The organism is Streptomyces sp. NPDC002176, assembly GCF_044903645.1.
Lineage (GTDB): Bacteria > Actinomycetota > Actinomycetes > Streptomycetales > Streptomycetaceae > Streptomyces.
This window is the reverse complement of record NZ_JBJDQW010000006.1, coordinates 120936-140297: the sequence shown is the minus strand read 5'-3', so window position 1 is coordinate 140297 and position 19362 is coordinate 120936. Positions and strand designations below refer to the sequence as shown.

The following is a 19362-nucleotide window of genomic DNA, read 5'->3' as shown; positions in this document are numbered from 1 at the left end:
GTCACGGTCAGTCGACGGGCCTGCCCGGCTGGTCGTGGGTCGAGCAGTGGATGCCGCCGCCGCCCGACGCGATGGTGTCGATGACGACGGGCACGACGTCCCGCTTCGGGAAGTGCTCCTGGAGGATGCCCCGCGCGCGGTCGTCGGCCTTACGGTCGCCGAACCTCGGCATGAAGACGGAGTCGTTGGCGACGTAGAAGTTGGCGTACGTGGACACGAAGTCGTCGCCCTCGCCCGTGATCCTGTCGAGGTCCGGTTGCGGAAGGTCGACGATCTCCAGATGCCGCCCGCGCGCGTCGGTCGCCTCGCGGAGCACGGAGCGCGCCTGGTCCGCCGCGCGTGACCAGGAGTCGGCGGGCGACCCCTCGGCCGCCCGGTCGACGAGGACCACCCCGGGCGCGGTGAAGCGCGCGAGGCTGTCCACGTGCGCGTCGGTGATGTCCTCGCCGCGGACGCCCCGCAGCCAGATGACCTTGCTCACCCCGAGGGTCCGTTCGAGCTCCGCCTCGATCCGGTCGCGGCTCTTGCCGGGGTTGCGGTTGTCGTTGACGACCGAGCTCTCGGTGAGCAGCAGGGTGCCCTCACCGTCGGTCTCGAAGGAGCCGCCCTCCGCGATGAGCGGGGCCTGCGCGCGCGGAATGCCGTACCTGTCGAGCAGCGTGGCCGCGACGCGGGCGTCGTTCTCGTGCCGCTGCTTGCCGCCCCACCCGTTGAAGTGGAAGTCGACACCGGTGACCGTGCCCCCGTCCTCCACGAAGACGGGCACGATGTCCCGGGCCCACAGGTCGTCGACCGGGAGGGGGATGACCTCGACCTGGGAACCGCAGGCCCGCTGCGCGGCCTTCACCTGCTCGGGCCTGGCCATCAGCACGACGTACTCGTACTCCGCGACCGCCCGCGCCACCCGCGCGATGTCCTGCCGGACGTAGGGGAGGTCCTCGCCCCACACCGAGTCCAGCGCCGGCCAGGACATGAAGGTGCGCGCGTGGCTCTCCCACTCGGCGCCGAATCGGATCTCCCGGTCGTCGGCGTCCCGCTCTGCAGCCGTCACACCCGCCCGCGCGGAGTCCCCCGGTCCGCAGGCCGTCGCGCCGAAGGCGACCGCGCCGATCCCGGCGAGAGCGCGCAGCACGGTGCGGCGGGGCGGGGAGGACGGGGAGGGCTGACGGGACACGGTGCTCCGATCGTGGACGTATCAGACTATTCGGCCCGGACGGACGGCGCGCGAGGGCGCCGGAGAGGGCTGGGTCGCGGGCCCAGCCTGACACTGACTGATTTTTCAGTCAAACGTCCACGGTCTGTACTCGGTAGGGCTGGTTCATGCCGTCCCGTACGGTCGGTCCGTGATCATCAAGGAGAGCGAACCGCGCAGCCTCGGCCTTCCTGCTCCCGAAGCGCGCTTGCGATTCGGGACGGAACTGCACGAGCTTGGTGGCGGGCCGCGGCGCCGCCTGCTCGTGATCGACGATGTGCCCGCCTTCGAACTCAGCTTCTTCTGCGGAACGTGCCCGTTCCTGTTCCGCCGGCTGGAAGGCGCGACCGAGAAGTTGTCCCTCGAGAACATGCAGGATCGCCTCACCGCAGCCCTGGCCGATCCGGATGACGGCGGCGTGATCGAGGCGTTCGGTGCGCTGCTGCCGGAGGGCGAGTACCTTCCCCTGCTGCTGGAGGTGGAACCCCGGCTGGTCGTCCCCGGCGCGGAGGGCGACTACTTCAGCGGCGAACAGGTCGCCGCGTGGGGGGTCGACCAGTTCTGGGGCCTCCCGCAGTACCCGCACACCTCGTATTACCGGACCTTTGAGACCGCGGTCGACGCGGACGCCCACCTCTATGAGTTCGTCGTGCCCATGGTCCCCCCGACGTGGAACGACAGGGAGCGGGTCGAGGAGTACGTCAGGCTCATGGAGCTGGGCACGGTCCCGACGGCGGTGGCGATCTCCACGCTGGACGTGTGCCAGTCCGCCCTCGGCCTGGCAGATGACCCTGCCGCGCACTGGGGCCTGACCCACTTCCTCCTGGACGGCCACCACAAACTGGAAGCCGCCGCCACGGCCGGTCGGCCGGTGCGGCTCCTCTCCCTTCTGGCCCTGGGCGAGAGCCTCGCCGGAGCGGACGACGCGGCCCGACTGCCCGCACTGCGCGCCCAGCCCCGCTCTGCTCGAACGACCGGCACCTGAACCAGAGCCGAAGGTCACGCCCGCGGGCCACACTGACCCACCATCGGGCCAAGCGGCCGGATAGGGTTTGCGGTCATGGCATCGCGCGCGACACAGATCCTCGAAGCGGCTGTCCGGGTGATCGCCCGGCAGGGGGTTCGCGGGCTGCGCGTGGAGGAGCTGGCCGCCGAGGCCGGGGTGTCCACCGGGCTGATCTACTACCACTTCAAGGACCGCGCCGGAGTCCTGAGCCGCACCCTGGAATTCATCAGCGACCGGGCCGCGCACTACACCGCGGTCGGCGACCCCGGCGCCGCACCGCTCGGCCCGCGCGAGGAGCTGGAGCAGATCCTCCTGCTGGAGCTCCAGGACACCGACGAGGTGCGGGAGAACAGTTCCGCGTGGGGTGAGCTGCGGGCGAGTGCCGTGTTCGACCCGCTGCTGCGCGCGGACCTCGCCGAGGCGACCTCGGTCTGGATACGAGAGGTCGCCGCGCTGTTGGCGCGGGTGGACCCCACGGTCCCGGCGTCCGCCTCGGAGGCCGCGGCCGAACGGCTCACCGCCCTGGTGGAGGGACTGAGCATGCGCTGGCTCAGCGGTGGCATCGGGGTGGAGCGGGCCCGGACGCTGATGCGGGAGGCCGTCGAGGCGGAACTCGCCGCGCCGCACCGCGGTTGACGAGCGGCTGCCGGGCGCGGACCGGGTCCTTCGTGGCCCCCGGCGGTTCCGGGCGGACCTGACTCAGCCCCAGTCCCGCCCCGAGCGGCCGCGCTTGGTGTCGGCGCGCTGCTTCTTCTCGCGCAGGCGGCGCTCGTTGATGCCGCGGGGGATGCGGGTGGCGCGGCGGGGCTTGGGCGGGGGTGCGGTGGCCTCGGCGAGGAGGGCGGCCAGGCGTACGGCCGCGGTCTCGCGGTTGCGCCACTGGGAGCGGTGCTCGGAGGACCGTACGACCACGACGCCGTCCACCAGGCGCCCGGCCAGGCGTTCGAGCGCCCGCTCCTTCCACACCGGGGGCAGGGCCTCGGTGCGGGCGAGGTCGAAGCGCAGCTCCACCTGGGAGTCGCTGGTGTTGACGTGCTGGCCACCGGGCCCGGAAGACCGCGAGAAACGCCAGGTCAGCTCGGCCTCGGGAAGCGAGACCGAGCCACGGATGAGATAGGGCCCGGACATGCCCCCCATGTTCCCGGCTTCGGGCGTCTCACGTCACCCCGATTTCCGGCGCGCCCGCGCACGGCGCCGGAACAGCTCGGTAAAAAAGGTAAAGCGGGCAGGAACCTATGGGACCCCTCCCGCCGTTCTTACCGGTGACGTAGCTTCATCGTCACAGATACTCAAAAGGGAAGGGACTCCCAATCATGGCTGTAAGCCTGTCCAAGGGTGGCAACGTCTCGCTCACCAAGGAGGCTCCGGGCCTGACGGCCGTCACCGTGGGCCTCGGCTGGGACGTCCGCACCACCACCGGCACGGACTTCGACCTGGACGCGTCCGCCATCGCGGTCAACAACCAGGGCCGGGTCTACTCCGACCAGCACTTCGTGTTCTTCAACAACAAGCAGACCCCGGACAGTTCCATCGTCCACACCGGCGACAACCGCACGGGCGAGGGCGCGGGCGACGACGAGGCGATCAACGTCAACCTGGCCGCCCTCCCGGCCGACGTCGAGAAGATCGTCTTCCCGGTCTCCATCTACGACGCCGAGAACCGCGGCCAGAACTTCGGCCAGGTCCGCAACGCGTACATCCGCATCGTGAACCAGGCGGGCGGCGCCGAGATCGCGCGCTACGACCTCTCCGAGGACGCGGCCACCGAGACCGCCATGGTCTTCGGCGAGCTGTACCGCAACGGCGCGGAGTGGAAGTTCCGCGCGGTCGGCCAGGGTTACGCCTCCGGCCTGGTCGGCATCGCCCAGGACTTCGGCGTCAACGTCTGAGCACCGGCTGCCGCCCGGCCCCGGGGACCGACCCGGGGCCGGGCCCCGGCTGAAGCGCGGGCACGCGTCGGTGTGCCCCGCGTGGGACCATCACTGACGTGCTCGACATCGGCTACGCCCTCTCCAACCGCTTCCCGGACCCCCCGCAGACGGACTACCGCCGGGCGGACGTCCGCGCGCTGCGGCACGACCTGTTCTGCGGTGACGTCTATCTGGCGGACACCAAGTCGGACCGGGAGCTGTCCACAGCCTGGGGATGGGTGCCGGTGCTGGACTTCGCGTGGGCGCTGTGCGACATCGCGGAGCAGCTGGACAAGGACCCGATGGGCTCGCGTGCCGCCCGCCCGCAGCGCGCGGAGCTGGACTTCACCGAGTCCACCGACCGCATGCTGTTCGAGCGCCGGTTCGGCTGGGTGGACATCGAGTCGGACTGGATGCCCGCCGAGGAACCCCCGCTGAACTTCTCGCACGCCGAGTTCCGCCGGGAGGCCCGCGACTTCCTGCACGACGTCATCGCGGACCTGACCGACATGCACGAGGGCCTCGCGGACAACCCGGCGATCTGGACCCTCCAGGCCCGCTACCCCCGTATCTCCTAGGCGTCCTCCACCCTGATCCCCAGCTCCGCCGCCAGCAGCGGGGCGAGGTCCAGCAGCTGCCCGGTGCCGATGAGCGCGCCCGACAGCCGGTCCAGCCCTCGGGTGATCTCCAGCGGAGCGGCCCCGCGCAGGTCGACGTCCTTCAGGGTGGCGCGGGACAGGTCGGCGGACTTCAGGGCGCAGTCGACGAACTCCACGCGCTCCAGCCGGGCCCCGCCGAAGTCGGGCTCCACCAGGACGCACGACTCGAAGACCACGTCCTTCAGCCGGGCCTCGCGCAGGTTGAGGAAGTCGAGCTTGCCGCCGCGCACCACGACCCGCTCCAGCACGGCGCCGTGCAGCTGGGTGCCGCCGAGCCGGGGCGAGCGGAACTCCACGTCCCGGAAGGTGGCCTCGGCGAGCTGGGTACCCACCCCCCGCACCCCGTCGAGCACCGAGTCCAGCACCCGGGCCCGCCCGAGCCCGGTCTCGTCCAGTACGCACCCGGTCAGCGCGCAGTCCATGAACCGGGCGCCCCCGCCCTGCTGACCGGACAGGTCGGTCTCCCGGAACTCCAGCCCGTCGTAGTCCCCGTCCCGCTCGAGTTCCGTGTCCGCCCAGGGGGTCAGGGGCGGCAGCCGCAGCTCCGGGCGCCGCGCGCCCCGTACCGCCGTGCTGCCGCCCGTACCCGTCGCCCGCCTCATCGCCATGCGCCCATGCTGCACCCCGGCACTGACATCGCCTTGACCTCAAGGACACTTGAGGTCGAAGAGTGGGCCCCGGAAGCGAGTGACACGAACTCAGGGGGTCCCATGCACACCGTCCGTCTGCACGCCTTCGGACCGGCCGAGAACCTGACGTACGAGGAGACCGACGACCCCTCCCCCGGCCCCGGCCAGGTGCGGGTGGCGGTCGCGGCGGCCGGGGTGCATCTGCTGGACGCGGCCCTGCGGGAGGGGCAGCGCGGCCCGCTGCCCGAACGGGCCGCGCTGCCGACCGTGCCGGGCCGGGAGATCGCCGGGGTGGTCGACACCCTCGGCGATGGCGTGGACGGGGCGTGGCTCGGCAAGCGGGTCGTCGCCCACCTGGGCTTCGCACCGGGCGGATACGCCGAACTCGCCGTGACGGACGTGGAACGGCTGCATGTGGTCCCGGAGGGCCTGGGCCTGGCCGAGGCCGTCGCCATGATCGGCACCGGGCGCACCGCGCTGGGCATCGCGGGGTTCGCGGAGCCGGGCCCGGGGTCCGTGGTGGTCGTTCCGGCGGCGGCCGGGGGCATCGGCATGCTCCTCGTGCGGCACGCGCGGAACGCCGGGGCGACCGTCGTCGGCCTGGCGGGCGGCGCGCGGAAGACGGCGCTGGTCCGGGCGAACGGCGCCGATCTCGCCGTCGACTACACCCGCCCCGGCTGGCCCGCCGAGGTACGGGCGGGACTCGGCGGCCGGGCCGCCACGCTCGTCTACGACGGGGTCGGCGGCGAGGTGGCTCGCGAGGCCGTCGCCCTGCTCGGGCCGGGCGGGCGGCACCTGGTCTTCGGCTGGTCCGCCGAGGGCATCGCGGAGGACAACCGGGGGCACTTCGTGGAAGGGGTCTCCGAGTCCGTGCTCGGGCCGGAGATGCTCCGGCGGGGCGGCGGGCTGCGCGCCCTGGAGGAGCGGGCCCTCGCCGAGGCCGCCGCCGGACGGCTGCGCCCGGCCGTCACCCGGTTCCCGCTCGCCGAGGCGGCCGCCGCCCACCGGGCGCTCCAGACCCGCGGCACGGTCGGGAAGGTGGTACTCGAACCCTGAGGAACCGTTCCGGCGGCAGCGGCCGGGGGCCTCTCGGACGCGGATGCGACACGCCCCGATCCATGGTGTTCTGGCGAGATGAGCATCGGCCGAACGGGTGAGCCCGTTCCGGTCTCCGCCGGAACCGAGGCAGCCGATCCCCGCCGCTGGTGGGGCCTGGTCGTGATCGCGCTGGCCCAGCTGATGGTGGTGCTGGACGCGACGATCGTGAACATCGCCCTCCCCTCCGCCCAAGCCGACCTGCACATGTCCGACGGCAACCGGCAGTGGGTCATCACGGCGTACACCCTCGCCTTCGGCGGCCTGCTGCTGCTGGGTGGGCGGATCGCGGACCTGGTGGGGCGCAAACGCACCTTCGTCATCGGCCTGATCGGCTTCGCGGGGGCGTCCGCGCTGGGCGGCGCGGCGGGCAGTTCCGGGATGCTGTTCGGCGCCCGCGCGCTCCAGGGCGTCTTCGCGGCCCTGCTCGCGCCGTCCGCGCTGTCCCTGCTGACCACGACGTTCACCGACCCGCGCGAACGCGGCAAGGCGTTCGGCATCTACGGCGCGCTCGCGGGCAGCGGATCGGCGATCGGGTTCATCCTGGGCGGGCTGCTCACCGAGTATCTGAACTGGCGCTGGTGCCTGTACGTCAACGTGCCCATCGCCGTCGTCGCCGTCCTCGGCGCCTTCGCGCTGCTGCACGACCGGCCCGGGTACGGCGGCACCGCCCGGCTGGACGTGCCCGGCGCGGTGCTCGGCTGCGGCGGTCTGGTGGCCGTCGTCTACGGCTTCAGCGAGGCCCAGCCGCGCGGCTGGACCGATCCGCTGGTGCTGGCGCTGTTCGCGGCCGGGATCGCGCTGCTGGTGGTGTTCGTGTGGTGGCAGAACCGCGCCCCGAGCCCGCTGCTGCCGCTGCACATCGTCCGCGACCGGGACCGCGCGGGCTGCTTCCTGACGATGCTGCTCGCGGTGATCGGCATGTTCGGGCTGTTCCTGTTCATGACCTACTACCTCCAGGTCATCCTGGGCTACTCCCCCGTCCGGGCGGGCCTGGGCTTCCTGCCGCTGACCGCCGCGATCATCATCGGCTCGACCCAGATATCGGCCCGCCTGCTGAACCGGGTGCCGCCGCGCCTGCTGATGGTGCCCGGCATGCTGCTGGCCACCGGCGCGCTGCTGCTGCTCACCCGGATGACGGTGCACTCCTCGTACGCCTCGGAGATCCTGCCCGCCCTGCTGCTGCTCGGGCTCGGCATGGGCCTGACCTTCATGCCGGTGTTCGCCACCGCCACGGCCGGGGTCGCCCCGCGCGACTCCGGGGTCACCTCGGCGACCGTCAACACCGCCCAGCAGGTCGGCGGCTCCATCGGCACGGCGCTGCTCAACACCATCGCCACCACCAGCGCGGCCGCGTACGTCGCCGCGCGGCTGCGGAGTCCCGCCGACCGGGCGACCGTGGTCCCGGCGGGCCTGGTGCACGGCTACACGGTGGCGATCTGGTGGGCGGCGGCGGTGATGCTGCTGGCCGCCGTGGTCGCGGGGCTGATGGTCACGGCGAAACCGCCCCGAGACGGGGTGCCCGCACACGCGCAGGTAAGGGAGTCAGTCGGCTGAGCGCGCCAGGTCGGTCAGCGCGTCGTCGGTGAGGCGGTACACGGTCCACTCGTCCTGGGGGCGGGCGCCGAGCTTCTCGTAGAAGCCGATGGCGGGGCGGTTCCAGTTCAGCACCGACCACTCCAGGCGCTCGTAGCCGCGCTCGGCGCAGATGCGGGCCAGCTCGGTGAGGAGGGCACGGCCGTGGCCGCCACCGCGTGCGGTGGGGCGGACGTACAGGTCCTCCAGGTAGATGCCGTGCACCCCGCGCCAGGTGGAGAAGTTCAGGAACCACAGGGCGAACCCGGCGGGCTCGCCGGTGGTGTCGTCGACCGCGAGGTGCGCGTAGGCCGCCGGGCGCTCGCCGAACAGCGCCTCGCGCAGCTGCGCCTCGGTGGCCCGCGCCTCGTCGGGCTCCTTCTCGTACTCGGCCAGCTCGCGGATCATCGTGTGGATGACGGGGACGTCGTCGGGACGCGCGGTACGGATCATGCCCGGCAGCGTAGTCAGCCGGACGGCGCGGCCGGGGTGCGGAAGGGGGCCCAGGTGCCGTCGCGGCCCCGGACCAGGGGATAGCAGGCCAGGCCGATGAGGGCGGCCAGGGCGTGGCCGACGTCGGTGAAGGTGCGGCCGTCGGCCAGCGGGACGGTGTAGACGGCGAGCAGGACGGCGAGGTACGGGTACCGCCAGGGCGGCGCGATCCGGTACGTCAGTACGCCCATCACCCCGGCGAGGGCGTAACTCACCCCGATGTCCAGCGTGTTGACGGCGGAGGCGGGAGCGTGCCCGTCGTTCACCGCCCGCAGCAGCGCCAGCTCGCTGATCAGCGTCGCCAGCACATGCGCGGCCCCGCACACCACCAGCCACCGGGCCGTACCGAGCCACCGCTCCGCCTGCGCGTGGAACACGCTGTACGCGACGGCGTACGGCAGCCAGCGCCCTCCGTCGATCCACATCGCGCTCGTGATCAGCACCCGGACCGGGTTCTGCGACAGCTCATGGATGTTGGTCGACCGCTGCCGCAGGAACTCCTTCTCGAACTCCGGCGACATATGGTGCAGAGCCACCGTGGTGACGAACAGCACGGCGAGCCACACATAGGTGCCGGGCGCGGACCGCACATAGGCCGCCACCGCCCGCACCGCCCGCCCCATCCCGGCACCCCGTCTCACACCCGTCAGTATGGTCGGCGAGGTGACCCCCGCGCCCTCCGACCACACCGCCCTGCGCACCTGGGCCGGGGACGGCGCCGTACGCCTGCTTGCGCACGACCCGCCGACCGGCACCCTGCTGCTGGAACGGCTGGACGAGCACCGCCCGCTGTCCGCACTGCCCGACACCCGCGAGGCGGTCGACGTCATCGGCGGGCTGCTCGCCCGGCTCACCGCCCACCCCGCCCCGCCGGGACTGCGCCGACTGGGTGACCTCGCGCGCGGGATGACCGGACGCCTGCCGAGGGCGCTCGCCGCGGAGCCCGACCCCGCCACCCGACGTCTGCTGCGGGACTGCGCGGCCGCGCTGCGCGAGGTCGCGGACGAGCCCGGCGACCGGCTGCTGCACTGGGACCTGCACTACGGCAACGTGCTGGCCTCGGCCCGTGCGCCCTGGCTGGCCATCGACCCCAAGCCGCTGGCCGGTGACCCCGGCTTCGAACTGCTCCCCGCGCTCGCCAACCTGTACGACCCGGCCGACACCCGCCGCCGCTTCGACGCGCTGACCTCCGCCCTCGGACTGGACCGGGAGCGGGCGCGGGCCTGGACCCTGGCCCGCGTGCTGCAGAACCGGCTGTGGCAGCTGGAGGAGGGCGACGCCAGGCACCCGGAGGCCGATGTGCGGCTCGCCGTGGGGCGGGCGTTGCGGGGCGCCTGACACGCCGCCGGATGGACTATCGCCGGGATACCGGATTAAACGGTCATACCGTACGCGGTATGAAGAGATGTCACCTCGCATATCTCGCCTGCACCGCGGCCCTCGTGAGCGCGGGCATGGGGGCGGTCCCCGCGTCCGCCGCTCATCAGACCCTCGTGGTCCGTCCGGGCGAATCGATCCAGAAGGCCGTCGACGCCGCCCGGTCGGGCGACACCGTGCTGGTGCTCGCGGGCACCTACCACGAGAGCGTGCAGATCGGGACGCCCCGCCTCACGCTGCGCGGCGCGGGCGCCCGCACGATCATCAAGCCCGCCGCCACCAAGACCGGCAAGGACGCCAACACCTGCGCCAAGAACGGCAACGGCATCTGCGTCCTCGGCACCAAGACCAGGAACGTCAAGGACGTCACCGTCTCCGACCTCGCCGTCACCGGGTTCGCCCGCGCCGGGGTGTTCGGCATGGCCACCGACCGCATGACGGTCCGCCACGTCCGGGCCTTCGACAACGACACCTGGGGCATCGCCCAGGAGCGCTCCGTCGGCGGCGTGTTCCGCGAGAACGTCGCCGAGCGCAACGGCGACGCCGGACTCTTCCTCGCCAACACCATCAAGGAGGAGGCGGGCGCGTACGACGCGGGACGGACCCTCGTCGAGCACAACCGCCTCAACGACAACCGCATCGGCGTCACCGTCCGCCGCCTGCGCGACGTCAACGTCCAGGACAACGGCATCAGCGGCAACTGCGCCGGTGTCTTCATCGTCGGCGACGAGAACAAGCCGAAGGCCGGTCATCTCACCGTCGCCCACAACCGCGTCACGCAGAACAACAAGTCCTGCCCGAAGACCGCGCGCCTGCCCGCCCTCCAGGGCTCCGGCATCGTGCTGACCGGTGTCGAGCGGACCCGCGTGACCGGCAACTACGTGCGCGGCAACGCAGGCAAGTCCCCGCTCTCCGGCGGCATCGTGCTCTTCAAGAGCATGGTCGGCGCCACCGGCGAGAACAACCGCGTCGACGGCAACATGCTGGCGGCCAACGCCCCCGCGGACCTGGTGAACACGGACACGGGCAAGGGCAACCGCTTCGAGCGCAACTCCTGCCGGGCCTCGAAGCCCGCGGGCCTGTGCTGACCGCCCGCCCGCTGCCCATCGATGACCGTAGAAGGCCGAAGAACGAGAAAGGGCGGCAGATGACGACCGCTGAGACAGCCCCACCGCCCCCCATGCGCCTGCGCGAGCTGGTGTTCGGGGCGGCCTGCGCCGCCGCCGTCCGGGCCGCCGCCCGGCTCGGCGTCGCCGACGCCCTCGGTGACGACCCGAAGCCCGTGGAGGACCTGGCGGCCTCGGTGAAGACCGAGCCCAAGCCACTGCGCCGACTGCTGCGCGCCCTGTCCTGCTACGGCGTCTTCGCCGAGCGCCCGGACGGCACCTTCGCGCACACCGACATGTCCCGCCTGCTGCGCGAGGACGACCCCCACAGCCTGCGCGCCATCGCCCTGTGGTGCACCGAGCCGTGGACCTGGGACGCCTGGCCCCGGCTGGACGAGGCCGTGCGCACCGGGGACAACGTCGTGGAGTCCCTCTACGGCAAGGAGTTCTTCACCTACCTCAACGAGGACGCCCCCGAGTCCGCGGACGTCTTCAACCAGGCCATGACCCGCTCCAGCGAGCAGTCGGCCCGCGAGGTCGCCGCGCTGCTCGACCTGTCCGGCGCCTCCTCGGTGGCGGACTGCGGCGGCGGCCAGGGCCATGTGGTGGCCTGCCTGCTCGACAAGTACCCGACGATGCGCGGCAGCCTGCTGGACCTGCCCCGCGTGGTCGAGAACGCCCTGCCCCGCCTGCGGACCGGCGACCTCGCCGACCGCGCCGAGATCGTGCCCGGTGACGTGCGCGCCTCGGTCCCGGTGAAGGCCGACGTCTACGTCATCAAGAACATCCTGGAGTGGGACGACGAGAGCACCGCCCGGCTGCTCGGCAACGTCGTCGCCGCGGGCGGCCCCGGCACCCGTGTCATCGTCATCGAGAACCTCGTCGACGACACCCCATCGATGCGCTTCAGTACCGCCATGGACCTGCTGCTCCTGCTCAACGTCGGCGGCGCCAAGCACACCACCGAGTCCATGACCGGCCGACTCACCTCGGCGGGCCTCGTCGTGGACGACATCCGCCCGGTCAACCCGTACCTGCACGCCTTCGAGTGCCACGTCGCGGGCTGACGCGGAACCCGTACGGCGGAAACCGGCCGCCGGGCCCGCGACGCTGCGGGCCCGGCGGCCGGTGGTCTTCCTCCAAGGAGTCGGACGGCTAGTCGCGCTCCCAGACGTAGAAGCGCTCCGCCATCGCGTCCTTCGGGGAGCGCCAGGTCTCCGGGTCGTACGCGCTGACGTACGCCGACAGGCGCTCGCTGATCCCGCGGAACTCCGGGTGTCCGGCCACCTTGGCGATGGCCGGGGCCGGGTCGCTGTCCGACTCGACGAGGTGCATGTACACATCGCCGAACTGGAACAGGCTGCGGCGGCGCACCCCGACGAGGTGCGGCAGCTCGCCCCGGTCCGACTCCGCGAAGATCTTGGCGATGTCCTGGGCCGAGCCCGGGGCCATCCGGGCCACGATCAGTCCCTGGTGCATGACAGGTGTGCTCCTCTCCCGCTCGCCGGTCAGTCGGCCAGGGCCGGGGCGGGGCGGTCCCCGGCGGCCTGCTGGATCTTGTCCCGGATGAGCGCCAGCTGGACCTTGGAGTTGCGGTTGATGTTGTCGGTCATCCAGTCGTCGTCGACCGGCGCCTCGGCCTTCATCGCGAAGTCCTGCGTCCACACCATCCGGGTACCGGCGGGCACCTCCTCGTACGCCCAGTGGATGTCCATGTGGGCGAAGGGACCCGTCTCCACGCGGCGGGCGCGGACGGTGCGGTTCTCGCGGTCCGGCTCGCGCTCGGAGACCCAGCTCCACACGGTGCCGTTGTCGTCCGGGTGCATCGTGAGCCGGAACGTCGTCTTGCGGCCCTCACGCTTGATGACCTCGACGGACGCGTACTCGCTGAACAGCTGGGGCCAGTTCTCCAGGTCGTTGGTCATGTCCCAGACCAGGTCGAGCGGAGCGGCGATGGTGATCTCGTTCCGGGTGTGTCCGGCCATGTCAGGCTCCTGCCATCAGTGCGCTGTTGACGAGGTCGAGGAACGCCTGCGGCGTCTTGCAGCGCTCGGCGTCCGGGGGCATCGGGGTACCGTGCCGGTTCTCCAGCTCGCCGACGATGCCCAGCAGGCCCAGCGAGTCGAGACCCAGCGTCTCGAAGGGGGTGTCGGGCTGCGCCCGCAGCAGGTCCGGGGCGACGGTGATGCCCGCCGCCTTCTTCATGAGGGCGGCCAGTTCTTCTTCGGTGATCTGCGCGTTCATGCCGTTCTCTCCTTTGCTGTTCGCCTACTTGGCGCCGTGCCGCAGCACCAGCGCCGAGTTGGACCCCATGAGGCCCCGGCTGAGGACCAGCGCCGTGCGCGGCTCGGCCACGCGGGCGCTCCCGGTCACGAGGTCCAGGTCGTGGCAGACGTCCACCACGTTCGGTGTCGGCGGGATCAGGCCGTGCTCCATCGCCAGCACCGCCGCCGACACGTCCAGCACCGGTGCCGCGCAGTAGCCGCGGCCGATGCCGGTCTTCGGCGCCGTCACCGGCACCCGGCGCCCGTGCGCACCGAGCGCGTCCACCAGCGCCAGCGCCTCGGCACGGTCCGCCTCCGGCACCCCGAGGGCGTCGGCGAAGACCATGTCGACCTCCTCCGGCGCGCACCGGGCTTCCGCCAGCGCCGCCCGGATGGCCTGCGCCAGCCCCTCGCGGGACTCGGCCCAGCGGGAGGCCCCGGTGAACGTCGCCGCGTGTCCCGCGACGTAACCCCGGACCTCGGCCCCGCGCTCCCGCGCGGACCGTTCCGCCTCGATGACGAGCATCGCGCCGCCCTCGGCGGGCACGAACCCGCACGCCGCGTCGGTGAAGGGGCGGTAGGCGCGCGCCGGGTCGCTCTCACCGCTCAGCTCCCCGTACCCGAGCTGGCAGACCACCGAGTACGGCGCGAGCGGCGCCTCGGTGGAGCCCGCCACCATCACATCGGTACCCCGGCGCACCGCGCGGGCGGCGTGCGCGAGGGCGTCCAGACCGCCTGCCTCGTCGGAGGCGACCACCGAGCAGGGCCCCTTGAGGCCGCGCCGGATGGAGATCTGGCCGGTGCTGGCCGCGTAGAACCAGGCGATGGACTGGTACGGGCCGACGAACCGGCTGCCCTTGCCCCACAGCTGCTGGAGCTCGCGCTGGCCGAACTCGCCGCCGCCGGAACCGGAGGCGGTGACCACGCCGATGGAGTACGGGTCCGCCGCGGTGTCCGCCTGGCCGAGCCGGGCGTCCTCCAGGGCCAGGTCGGCCGCCGCCATCGCGAAGTGGGTGAAGCGGTCGGTCTGCACCAGGAAGCGTTCCTCGACCACCGCCGGGTCGAACGCGCGGACCTCGCCCGCCACCTTCAGCGGCAGGTCCTCGCAGCCCTCGCGGGTCACCCGGTCCAGGACGCTGATGCCCTCCTGGGTGGACTTCCAGAAGGTCTCGGTGCTGATGCCGTTCGGCGCGACCACGCCGATTCCGGTGACGGCGGCGCGCCGTTCCTCGGTCGCTCTCATCGTGTCCTCACTCCCTCGGCCGGGTCAGGATCACCGCGGACTGGAAACCGCCGAACCCGCTGCCCACGGAGAGCACGCCGTTCAGCTTCCGCTCCCGGGCCTCGCGCGGGACGTAGTCCAGGTCGCACTCGGGGTCGGGGGTCGTGTAGTTCGCGGTCGGCGGGACGGCCTGCTTGGCGAGCGCCAGCACACACGCCACCACCTCGATGGCCCCGATCGCCCCGAGGGAGTGCCCCACCATCGACTTGATGGAGCTCATCGGGGTGTCGTAGGCGTGCTGCCCGAGCGCCCGCTTCACCGCGGCCGTCTCGTGGCGGTCGTTCTGCCGGGTGCCGGAACCGTGCGCGTTGACGTAGTCGATCGCGGTCGGGTCGATCCGGGCCTGGTCCATGGCGGTCTCGATCGCGCGGGCCATCTCCAGGCCCTCGGGGGTCAGACCGGTCATGTGGTACGCGTTGCCGAACGTGGCGTACCCGCTCAGCTCGCAGTACACGTGCGCACCGCGGGCCCGGGCGTGCTCCAGCTCCTCGAGCACCAGCACCGCGCCGCCCTCGCCCATGACGAACCCGTCACGGTCGTTGTCGAAGGGGCGGGAGGCGTGCGCCGGGTCGTCGTTGTTCGGGGACGTCGCCTTGATCGCGTCGAAGCACGCCATCGTGATCGGCGAGATCGGCGAGTCGGAGGCACCGGCCAGGCATATGTCCGCCCGGCCCTCCTGCACGGTGTGGAAGGCGTACCCGACGGCGTCCAGGCCCGAGGTGCAGCCCGTGGACACCGTCTGCACCGGGCCGCGCGCGCCGAACCGCTCGGCCACCGACGAGGCGACCGTGCTGGGCGAGAACGCCCGGTGCAGTTCGGGCCGGGCCTGGGTGTGGTCCACATCCCAGCGCTGGCCACCATGGCTGACCAGCACATAGTCGTTCTCCAGCCGGGTGGTGCCGCCGACCGCGGTACCGACCGACACGGCTATCCGCCACGGGTCCTCGGCCGCCAGGTCGAGTCCCGAGTCGTGCACCGCCTCGTCCCCGGCCACCAGCGCGAACTGGATGTACCGGTCCGACCGCTCGACCTGCTCGGCGTCGAGCCCGTAGGCCATCGGGTCGAAGTCGCACTCGGCGGCGATCCGTGAACGCAGCCCCGAGGGGTCGAAGAAGGTGATGCCGCGCGTCGCGGTCCGGCCGTTGGACAGCAGGTCCCAGAACGCGGGCGTACCGATCCCGCCCGGAGCCACGATGCCTATGCCCGTGACCGCCACCCGGCGGGTCATGAGCGCACCCGGTCCCCGGCCGCGACGGCACCACCGGCCTCCGTCACCACCGCGGCGGCCCCGATGACGTCCGTCTCCTCGGTGTCCACGTGACCGAGCTGCGGGCGCGGGGCCAGCGGACCCAGGTGGAAGACGAGACGCGCCTCCTCGTCACCCACGTTGCGGAAGCGGTGCCGCATGTGGGCGGGGATCATCAGGCCCTGCTCCGGCTGCAGGGGGTACGCCTCGCCGTCGAGGTCCACCTCGAGGCGGCCGCAGATCACGTACACGAACTCCTCGGAGTACGGGTGGTAGTGCTCGCCGATGCGGTCGCCGGGCTGCACGAGGGCCACGCCCATGAAACCGCTGGTCGAGCCGACCGTCGCCGGGGTCAGCATGGCGCGCAGGTCACCGCCGCGCCGGGTGTTGTGCTCGGTGTCCTTCAGGTCGATGATCTTGGGACGGTGTGGGATCACAGCTTCCTCCGTGGGATGTGCCGCTTCGGCGGTTGCGGGGTGGGAAGGGGCCACCGGATCAGGCGTCCGAGGCACGGCGGTCGGTGACGAGGTCCATCCGGGCGACCTCGCCGTGCAGCAGGCCGCGCACCTCGGCGGCCGCCCGCGCGTCCTCGGGCAGCGCCTCGACGTCCTTGCCGCGCACGTCCACCAGACGCACCACCACGTCGTCGCGCTGGAAGACCGTGCTGCGCAGCACCGTGCTCGCCGGGTCGTCGGCGGCGACCTGGTCGTGCTGGGAGATCAGCTCGGCCAGCCGCATGCCCTGGCCGGAGCGGGCCGGGTAGAACAGCGCGAGGCGGTTGCCCTCCGCCTGGTCGTCGGCCACCACGTGGTGCACCGCGGGGAGCGCCGCACGGGTGAAGAACATCCGGGCCGACTCCTGGTCGTCCAGGTCCCGGTCCTGCTCCAGATAGGGGTTGATGGCCTCCTCGACCGCCCGCACCTCGGGCTGCCGGGCCACGTGCCGCAGCGCCGCGAGCAGGTCGCCGCGCACCTCGATGGCCCGCACCACCCGGTTGCCCTGCATGAACAGCGAGGTCCGCATGAGCTGCGTGGTGTCGTCGACGCGGGCCTTCGGCGAGGCGTAGTCCGCGAGGATCGCCGCGACCTTCTCCTCGGTGCCGGGCTTCACGGTGAAGGTGAGCGCGTGCCGGATGACTCCGTCACCGATGCGCGGGTGCGCCTGGAGGCGGCGGCCGGGCGCGGGCTCGAGGGGGACCGCGGAGCCGCCCGTCTCGCGGACGATGTGGAAGCGCAGCGAACGGGTGTCGCGCACGCAGGAGTGCAGCGGCTCCACCATGTGGACGTGCTCCTCGCTGTTCACCCAGGTGAGGAACGGCGGGGCGCTCTCCCACTCGCTGGTGATCAGCCACTGCGAGGGGTTCTCGATGGACTGGCAGAGCTGGTCGCTGACGTGACCGGGCACCTGGGTGACCTGGGAGCAGAGCTGCTCGTACGCCTCCAGGAACTGCTGCTGAGCGCCGTCGTACACGTCGACCAGAAGGACGACCCGCAGCGGGGAGCCGTCGAACACGGACTGGGAGACACGCTTGGACACCTCGCGTGCCGGTGTTTCTGAGGGACGTTCAGACGTGGTGGTCATCCTGGACACATCTCCTTCGCGGGGCAGAACCGGTGCCGCCCGTCGATCGGGTCCGGCAGCGTTCCTTGATCCTGTGCCGGTCCCCACAAGCCCGCGACTCCTGTGAACCACGTGGGTGATTGGCCACGCGGAGCGGCCGTCACCGGGAAGTGAAGAGTCACCGGCGCCCCACGCGCCCACCCCTGCCACTGGAGGCTTCGATGCATCAGAAAGCCGACCACCGGGTCCCCGTCCTCATCGTGGGCGGCTCACTGGTGGGCCTGTCCATGTCCGTGTTCCTGGGCCGTCTCGGTGTGCGGCACATGCTCGTCGAGCGGCACTCCGGGACCTCGATGCACCCACGCGGACGCGGCAACAACGTCCGTACGATGGAGCTGTTCCGGGTCGCCGGAGTCGAGCCGGACATCAAGGCGGCCGCCTCGCTCCTCGCCGACAACCACGGCATCCTCCAGACGCCCACCCTTGTGGGTGACGCCGGGGAGTGGCTGTTCAAGAACATCGACCCCGGTGGCGGCCTGGCCCGGTTCAGCCCCACCGCCTGGTGCCTGTGCAGCCAGAACGACCTCGAACCCGTCCTGCTGGACAGCGCCCGCGAACTCGGCGGCGACCTGAGGTACTTCCACCAGATGGAGTCCTTCGAGCAGGATGCCGACGGAGTGACGGCGACGGTCTTCGACCGGAACACCGAGGAGCGGTTCACCGTCCGCGCGGACTACCTCGTCGCCGCCGACGGCCCGCGCAGCCCCGTACGGCGCGCCCTCGGCATCGGCCAGAGCGGGCCCGGCGAGCTGTTCGCCAACGTCAGCGTCACCTTCCGCTCCAGCGCGCTGGCCGACGTGGTCGGCGACCGGCGCTTCATCTGCTGCTACCTCACCCACCCGGACGCGGACGGCGCGCTGCTGCCCGTGGACAACAAGGAGAACTGGGTCTTCCACGCGCCCTGGCACCCCGAGCGCGGCGAGACGCTGGACGACTTCACCGAGGAGCGGCTGCGCGACCACATCCGCCGGGCGGTCGGCGCGGACGAACTCGACGTCAGGATCACCGGTATGGCCTCCTGGCGTGCCGCCGAACGGGTCGCCGACCTCTACTCCGCCGACCGGGTCTTCCTCGCCGGTGACTCCGCCCACGAGATGTCCCCGACCGGCGCCTTCGGCTCCAACACCGGTATCCAGGACGCCCACAACCTCGCCTGGAAGCTGTCGGCGGTGCTGTCCGGCTGGGCGGGCCCCGGCCTGCTGGAGTCCTACGGTGCCGAGCGCCGCCCGGTCGCGGCCGCCACCAGCGCCCGCGCCTCCGCCCGCTCGGTCGAGCACAGCCACCCCGGCTTCGCCCCGGCCCCCGGGGTCGGCGGCGCCAAGCGCGGCGGCATCCTCAACGTCGTCCTCGGCTACCGCTACCCCGCGGGCGCCGTCCTCGGCGCCGACCCGTACACCGAGGTCGTCCCGGACGGCCTCGCCCTCGACGGCCGTCCCGGCAGCCGCGCCCCGCACCTGTGGGTGCGCCGCGGCGGCCTGCGCCTGTCCACCCTGGACCTGTACGAGCGTTCGATGGTCCTGCTCACCGACGCCCCAGACGACGCGGGCTGGTACGCGGCGGCCCGCCGGGTCGCGGCCGAGGACGGCATCGCCCTGGACGCCTACCGGGTGGGTCCCGGCCCGGACGCCGACCTCAGCTACGACACGGAGGGCGCCGACTGGGCCGAGTCCCACGGCACCACGGCCGACGGCGCGGTCCTGATCCGCCCGGACGGCTTCGTCGCCTGGCGTGCGACGAGCGCGGCGGCGGACCCGGACGCGGTCCTCAGGGAGGCCCTGACGGCCCTGCTGTCCCGGGCCTGACCGACCGGAGCCCCGAAGGCCGTCCGCACCTCCCGGTGCGGGCGGCCTTCCGCGTGACCGGGTCGGGCGACTCGGTTCCGCTGAAGGAGATTTCCCGACAGTCCTCG

General features: G+C 72.2%; 21 protein-coding genes and 1 pseudogene. 10 read left to right on the top strand and 12 right to left on the bottom strand.

Annotated elements, in window-relative coordinates:
• Positions 1-7 precede the first annotated feature (7 nt).
• The gene (locus ACI2LY_RS26285) at positions 8-1174 is read right to left on the bottom strand and encodes an agmatine deiminase family protein (protein ID WP_404709304.1); all 1167 of its coding nucleotides are present in this window, start codon (positions 1172-1174) and stop codon (positions 8-10) included.
• Positions 1175-1346: 172 nt separating this feature from the next.
• On the opposite strand from ACI2LY_RS26285, the gene ACI2LY_RS26280 reads away from it, so the two are divergent.
• Both ACI2LY_RS26280 and ACI2LY_RS26275 read left to right on the top strand, forming a co-directional pair.
• Positions 1347-2177: a hypothetical protein gene (locus ACI2LY_RS26280; protein WP_404709561.1), complete on the top strand. Its 831-nt coding sequence runs from the start codon at positions 1347-1349 to the stop codon at positions 2175-2177.
• Positions 2178-2252: 75 nt separating this feature from the next.
• The gene (locus tag ACI2LY_RS26275) at positions 2253-2834 is read left to right on the top strand and encodes a TetR/AcrR family transcriptional regulator (protein ID WP_404709303.1); all 582 of its coding nucleotides are present in this window, start codon (positions 2253-2255) and stop codon (positions 2832-2834) included.
• A 63-nt stretch (positions 2835-2897) separates the two neighbouring features.
• On the opposite strand, the gene arfB is transcribed toward ACI2LY_RS26275, so the two are convergent.
• Positions 2898-3326, bottom strand: a complete 429-nt coding sequence (gene arfB / locus ACI2LY_RS26270; RefSeq protein WP_389005130.1) for an alternative ribosome rescue aminoacyl-tRNA hydrolase ArfB — start codon at positions 3324-3326, stop codon at positions 2898-2900.
• Between the two features lie 185 nt (positions 3327-3511).
• On the opposite strand from arfB, the gene ACI2LY_RS26265 reads away from it, so the two are divergent.
• Both ACI2LY_RS26265 and ACI2LY_RS26260 read left to right on the top strand, forming a co-directional pair.
• Positions 3512-4087, top strand: coding sequence for a TerD family protein (locus ACI2LY_RS26265; RefSeq protein WP_389005131.1), 576 nt, complete (start codon positions 3512-3514; stop codon positions 4085-4087).
• Between the two features lie 98 nt (positions 4088-4185).
• Positions 4186-4686 (top strand): hypothetical protein, encoded by a 501-nt coding sequence (locus ACI2LY_RS26260; RefSeq protein WP_393914288.1) that lies wholly within the window; start codon positions 4186-4188, stop codon positions 4684-4686.
• On the opposite strand, the gene ACI2LY_RS26255 is transcribed toward ACI2LY_RS26260, so the two are convergent.
• Positions 4683-5375 carry a pentapeptide repeat-containing protein gene (locus tag ACI2LY_RS26255; protein ID WP_404709302.1) on the bottom strand — a complete coding sequence of 231 codons (693 nt, stop codon included), beginning with the start codon at positions 5373-5375 and terminating at the stop codon, positions 4683-4685. The two genes, ACI2LY_RS26260 and ACI2LY_RS26255, sit on opposite strands and share 4 nt — an antisense overlap.
• 102 nt (positions 5376-5477) lie before the next feature.
• Here ACI2LY_RS26255 and ACI2LY_RS26250 point away from each other — a divergent pair, with 102 nt between their 5' ends.
• Both ACI2LY_RS26250 and ACI2LY_RS26245 read left to right on the top strand, forming a co-directional pair.
• On the top strand, positions 5478-6452 hold the full coding sequence (locus ACI2LY_RS26250; RefSeq protein WP_404709301.1) for a zinc-binding dehydrogenase: 975 nt from the start codon (positions 5478-5480) through the stop codon (positions 6450-6452).
• Between the two features lie 78 nt (positions 6453-6530).
• Positions 6531-8048, top strand: coding sequence for a DHA2 family efflux MFS transporter permease subunit (locus ACI2LY_RS26245; protein ID WP_404709300.1), 1518 nt, complete (start codon positions 6531-6533; stop codon positions 8046-8048).
• Here the strand turns inward: ACI2LY_RS26245 and ACI2LY_RS26240 are convergent.
• Complete coding sequence (locus tag ACI2LY_RS26240) at positions 8037-8519, bottom strand: GNAT family N-acetyltransferase (protein WP_404709299.1); 483 nt, start codon at positions 8517-8519, stop codon at positions 8037-8039. The genes ACI2LY_RS26245 and ACI2LY_RS26240 overlap by 12 nt on opposite strands.
• 14 nt (positions 8520-8533) lie before the next feature.
• Positions 8534-9181, bottom strand: a complete 648-nt coding sequence (locus tag ACI2LY_RS26235) for a rhomboid-like protein (protein ID WP_404709560.1) — start codon at positions 9179-9181, stop codon at positions 8534-8536.
• A 64-nt stretch (positions 9182-9245) separates the two neighbouring features.
• On the opposite strand from ACI2LY_RS26235, the pseudogene ACI2LY_RS26230 reads away from it, so the two are divergent.
• From ACI2LY_RS26230 to ACI2LY_RS26220, 3 genes and pseudogenes are all read left to right on the top strand, one after another.
• Positions 9246-9896, top strand: a pseudogene (locus ACI2LY_RS26230) (aminoglycoside phosphotransferase family protein); the annotation flags it as partial.
• A gap of 59 nt (positions 9897-9955) precedes the next feature.
• Positions 9956-11023: a nitrous oxide reductase family maturation protein NosD gene (locus ACI2LY_RS26225; protein ID WP_404709298.1), complete on the top strand. Its 1068-nt coding sequence runs from the start codon at positions 9956-9958 to the stop codon at positions 11021-11023.
• A gap of 59 nt (positions 11024-11082) precedes the next feature.
• Positions 11083-12108, top strand: a complete 1026-nt coding sequence (locus tag ACI2LY_RS26220; protein ID WP_404709297.1) for a methyltransferase — start codon at positions 11083-11085, stop codon at positions 12106-12108.
• A gap of 88 nt (positions 12109-12196) precedes the next feature.
• Here the strand turns inward: ACI2LY_RS26220 and ACI2LY_RS26215 are convergent, their stop codons facing one another.
• From ACI2LY_RS26215 to ACI2LY_RS26185, 7 genes are read right to left on the bottom strand one after another with little or no spacing between them, the layout of a single operon-like run.
• Complete coding sequence (locus ACI2LY_RS26215) at positions 12197-12520, bottom strand: TcmI family type II polyketide cyclase (protein ID WP_030804500.1); 324 nt, start codon at positions 12518-12520, stop codon at positions 12197-12199.
• Positions 12521-12549: 29 nt separating this feature from the next.
• Positions 12550-13026, bottom strand: a complete 477-nt coding sequence (locus ACI2LY_RS26210; RefSeq protein WP_404709296.1) for an SRPBCC family protein — start codon at positions 13024-13026, stop codon at positions 12550-12552.
• Position 13027: 1 nt separating this feature from the next.
• Positions 13028-13285, bottom strand: a complete 258-nt coding sequence (locus ACI2LY_RS26205) for a phosphopantetheine-binding protein (protein WP_389005139.1) — start codon at positions 13283-13285, stop codon at positions 13028-13030.
• Positions 13286-13309: 24 nt separating this feature from the next.
• Positions 13310-14548, bottom strand: a complete 1239-nt coding sequence (locus ACI2LY_RS26200; protein WP_404709295.1) for a ketosynthase chain-length factor — start codon at positions 14546-14548, stop codon at positions 13310-13312.
• A 7-nt stretch (positions 14549-14555) separates the two neighbouring features.
• Positions 14556-15815 carry a beta-ketoacyl-[acyl-carrier-protein] synthase family protein gene (locus ACI2LY_RS26195; RefSeq protein WP_404709294.1) on the bottom strand — a complete coding sequence of 420 codons (1260 nt, stop codon included), beginning with the start codon at positions 15813-15815 and terminating at the stop codon, positions 14556-14558.
• Entirely contained in the window at positions 15812-16270 is a 459-nt protein-coding gene (locus ACI2LY_RS26190) for a cupin domain-containing protein (RefSeq protein ID WP_404709293.1), read from the bottom strand. The genes ACI2LY_RS26195 and ACI2LY_RS26190 overlap by 4 nt, the downstream gene beginning before the upstream one ends.
• Positions 16271-16328: 58 nt before the next feature.
• On the bottom strand, positions 16329-17414 hold the full coding sequence (locus ACI2LY_RS26185; RefSeq protein ID WP_404709292.1) for a SchA/CurD-like domain-containing protein: 1086 nt from the start codon (positions 17412-17414) through the stop codon (positions 16329-16331).
• A 200-nt stretch (positions 17415-17614) separates the two neighbouring features.
• Between ACI2LY_RS26185 and ACI2LY_RS26180 the strand changes: the two genes are divergently transcribed.
• The gene (locus ACI2LY_RS26180; RefSeq protein WP_404709291.1) at positions 17615-19255 is read left to right on the top strand and encodes an FAD-dependent oxidoreductase; all 1641 of its coding nucleotides are present in this window, start codon (positions 17615-17617) and stop codon (positions 19253-19255) included.
• The last annotated feature ends 107 nt before the right edge of the window (positions 19256-19362 follow it).

Bases quoted from the DNA above. Each gene is read 5' to 3' on its own strand.
- arfB (WP_389005130.1), bottom strand. From the start codon at position 3,326: ATGTCCGGGCCCTATCTCATCCGTGGCTCGGTCTCGCTTCCCGAGGCC.
- ACI2LY_RS26200 (WP_404709295.1), bottom strand. From the start codon at position 14,548: ATGAGAGCGACCGAGGAACGGCGCGCCGCCGTCACCGGAATCGGCGTG.
- ACI2LY_RS26220 (WP_404709297.1), top strand. From the start codon at position 11,083: ATGACGACCGCTGAGACAGCCCCACCGCCCCCCATGCGCCTGCGCGAG.
- ACI2LY_RS26250 (WP_404709301.1), top strand. From the start codon at position 5,478: ATGCACACCGTCCGTCTGCACGCCTTCGGACCGGCCGAGAACCTGACG.
- ACI2LY_RS26215 (WP_030804500.1), bottom strand. From the start codon at position 12,520: ATGCACCAGGGACTGATCGTGGCCCGGATGGCCCCGGGCTCGGCCCAG.
- ACI2LY_RS26180 (WP_404709291.1), top strand. From the start codon at position 17,615: ATGCATCAGAAAGCCGACCACCGGGTCCCCGTCCTCATCGTGGGCGGC.
- ACI2LY_RS26245 (WP_404709300.1), top strand. From the start codon at position 6,531: ATGAGCATCGGCCGAACGGGTGAGCCCGTTCCGGTCTCCGCCGGAACC.
- ACI2LY_RS26255 (WP_404709302.1), bottom strand. From the start codon at position 5,375: ATGGCGATGAGGCGGGCGACGGGTACGGGCGGCAGCACGGCGGTACGG.
- ACI2LY_RS26265 (WP_389005131.1), top strand. From the start codon at position 3,512: ATGGCTGTAAGCCTGTCCAAGGGTGGCAACGTCTCGCTCACCAAGGAG.
- ACI2LY_RS26185 (WP_404709292.1), bottom strand. From the start codon at position 17,414: ATGACCACCACGTCTGAACGTCCCTCAGAAACACCGGCACGCGAGGTG.
- ACI2LY_RS26225 (WP_404709298.1), top strand. From the start codon at position 9,956: ATGAAGAGATGTCACCTCGCATATCTCGCCTGCACCGCGGCCCTCGTG.
- ACI2LY_RS26205 (WP_389005139.1), bottom strand. From the start codon at position 13,285: ATGAACGCGCAGATCACCGAAGAAGAACTGGCCGCCCTCATGAAGAAG.
- ACI2LY_RS26235 (WP_404709560.1), bottom strand. From the start codon at position 9,181: ATGGGGCGGGCGGTGCGGGCGGTGGCGGCCTATGTGCGGTCCGCGCCC.
- ACI2LY_RS26275 (WP_404709303.1), top strand. From the start codon at position 2,253: ATGGCATCGCGCGCGACACAGATCCTCGAAGCGGCTGTCCGGGTGATC.
- ACI2LY_RS26240 (WP_404709299.1), bottom strand. From the start codon at position 8,519: ATGATCCGTACCGCGCGTCCCGACGACGTCCCCGTCATCCACACGATG.
- ACI2LY_RS26210 (WP_404709296.1), bottom strand. From the start codon at position 13,026: ATGGCCGGACACACCCGGAACGAGATCACCATCGCCGCTCCGCTCGAC.
- ACI2LY_RS26195 (WP_404709294.1), bottom strand. From the start codon at position 15,815: ATGACCCGCCGGGTGGCGGTCACGGGCATAGGCATCGTGGCTCCGGGC.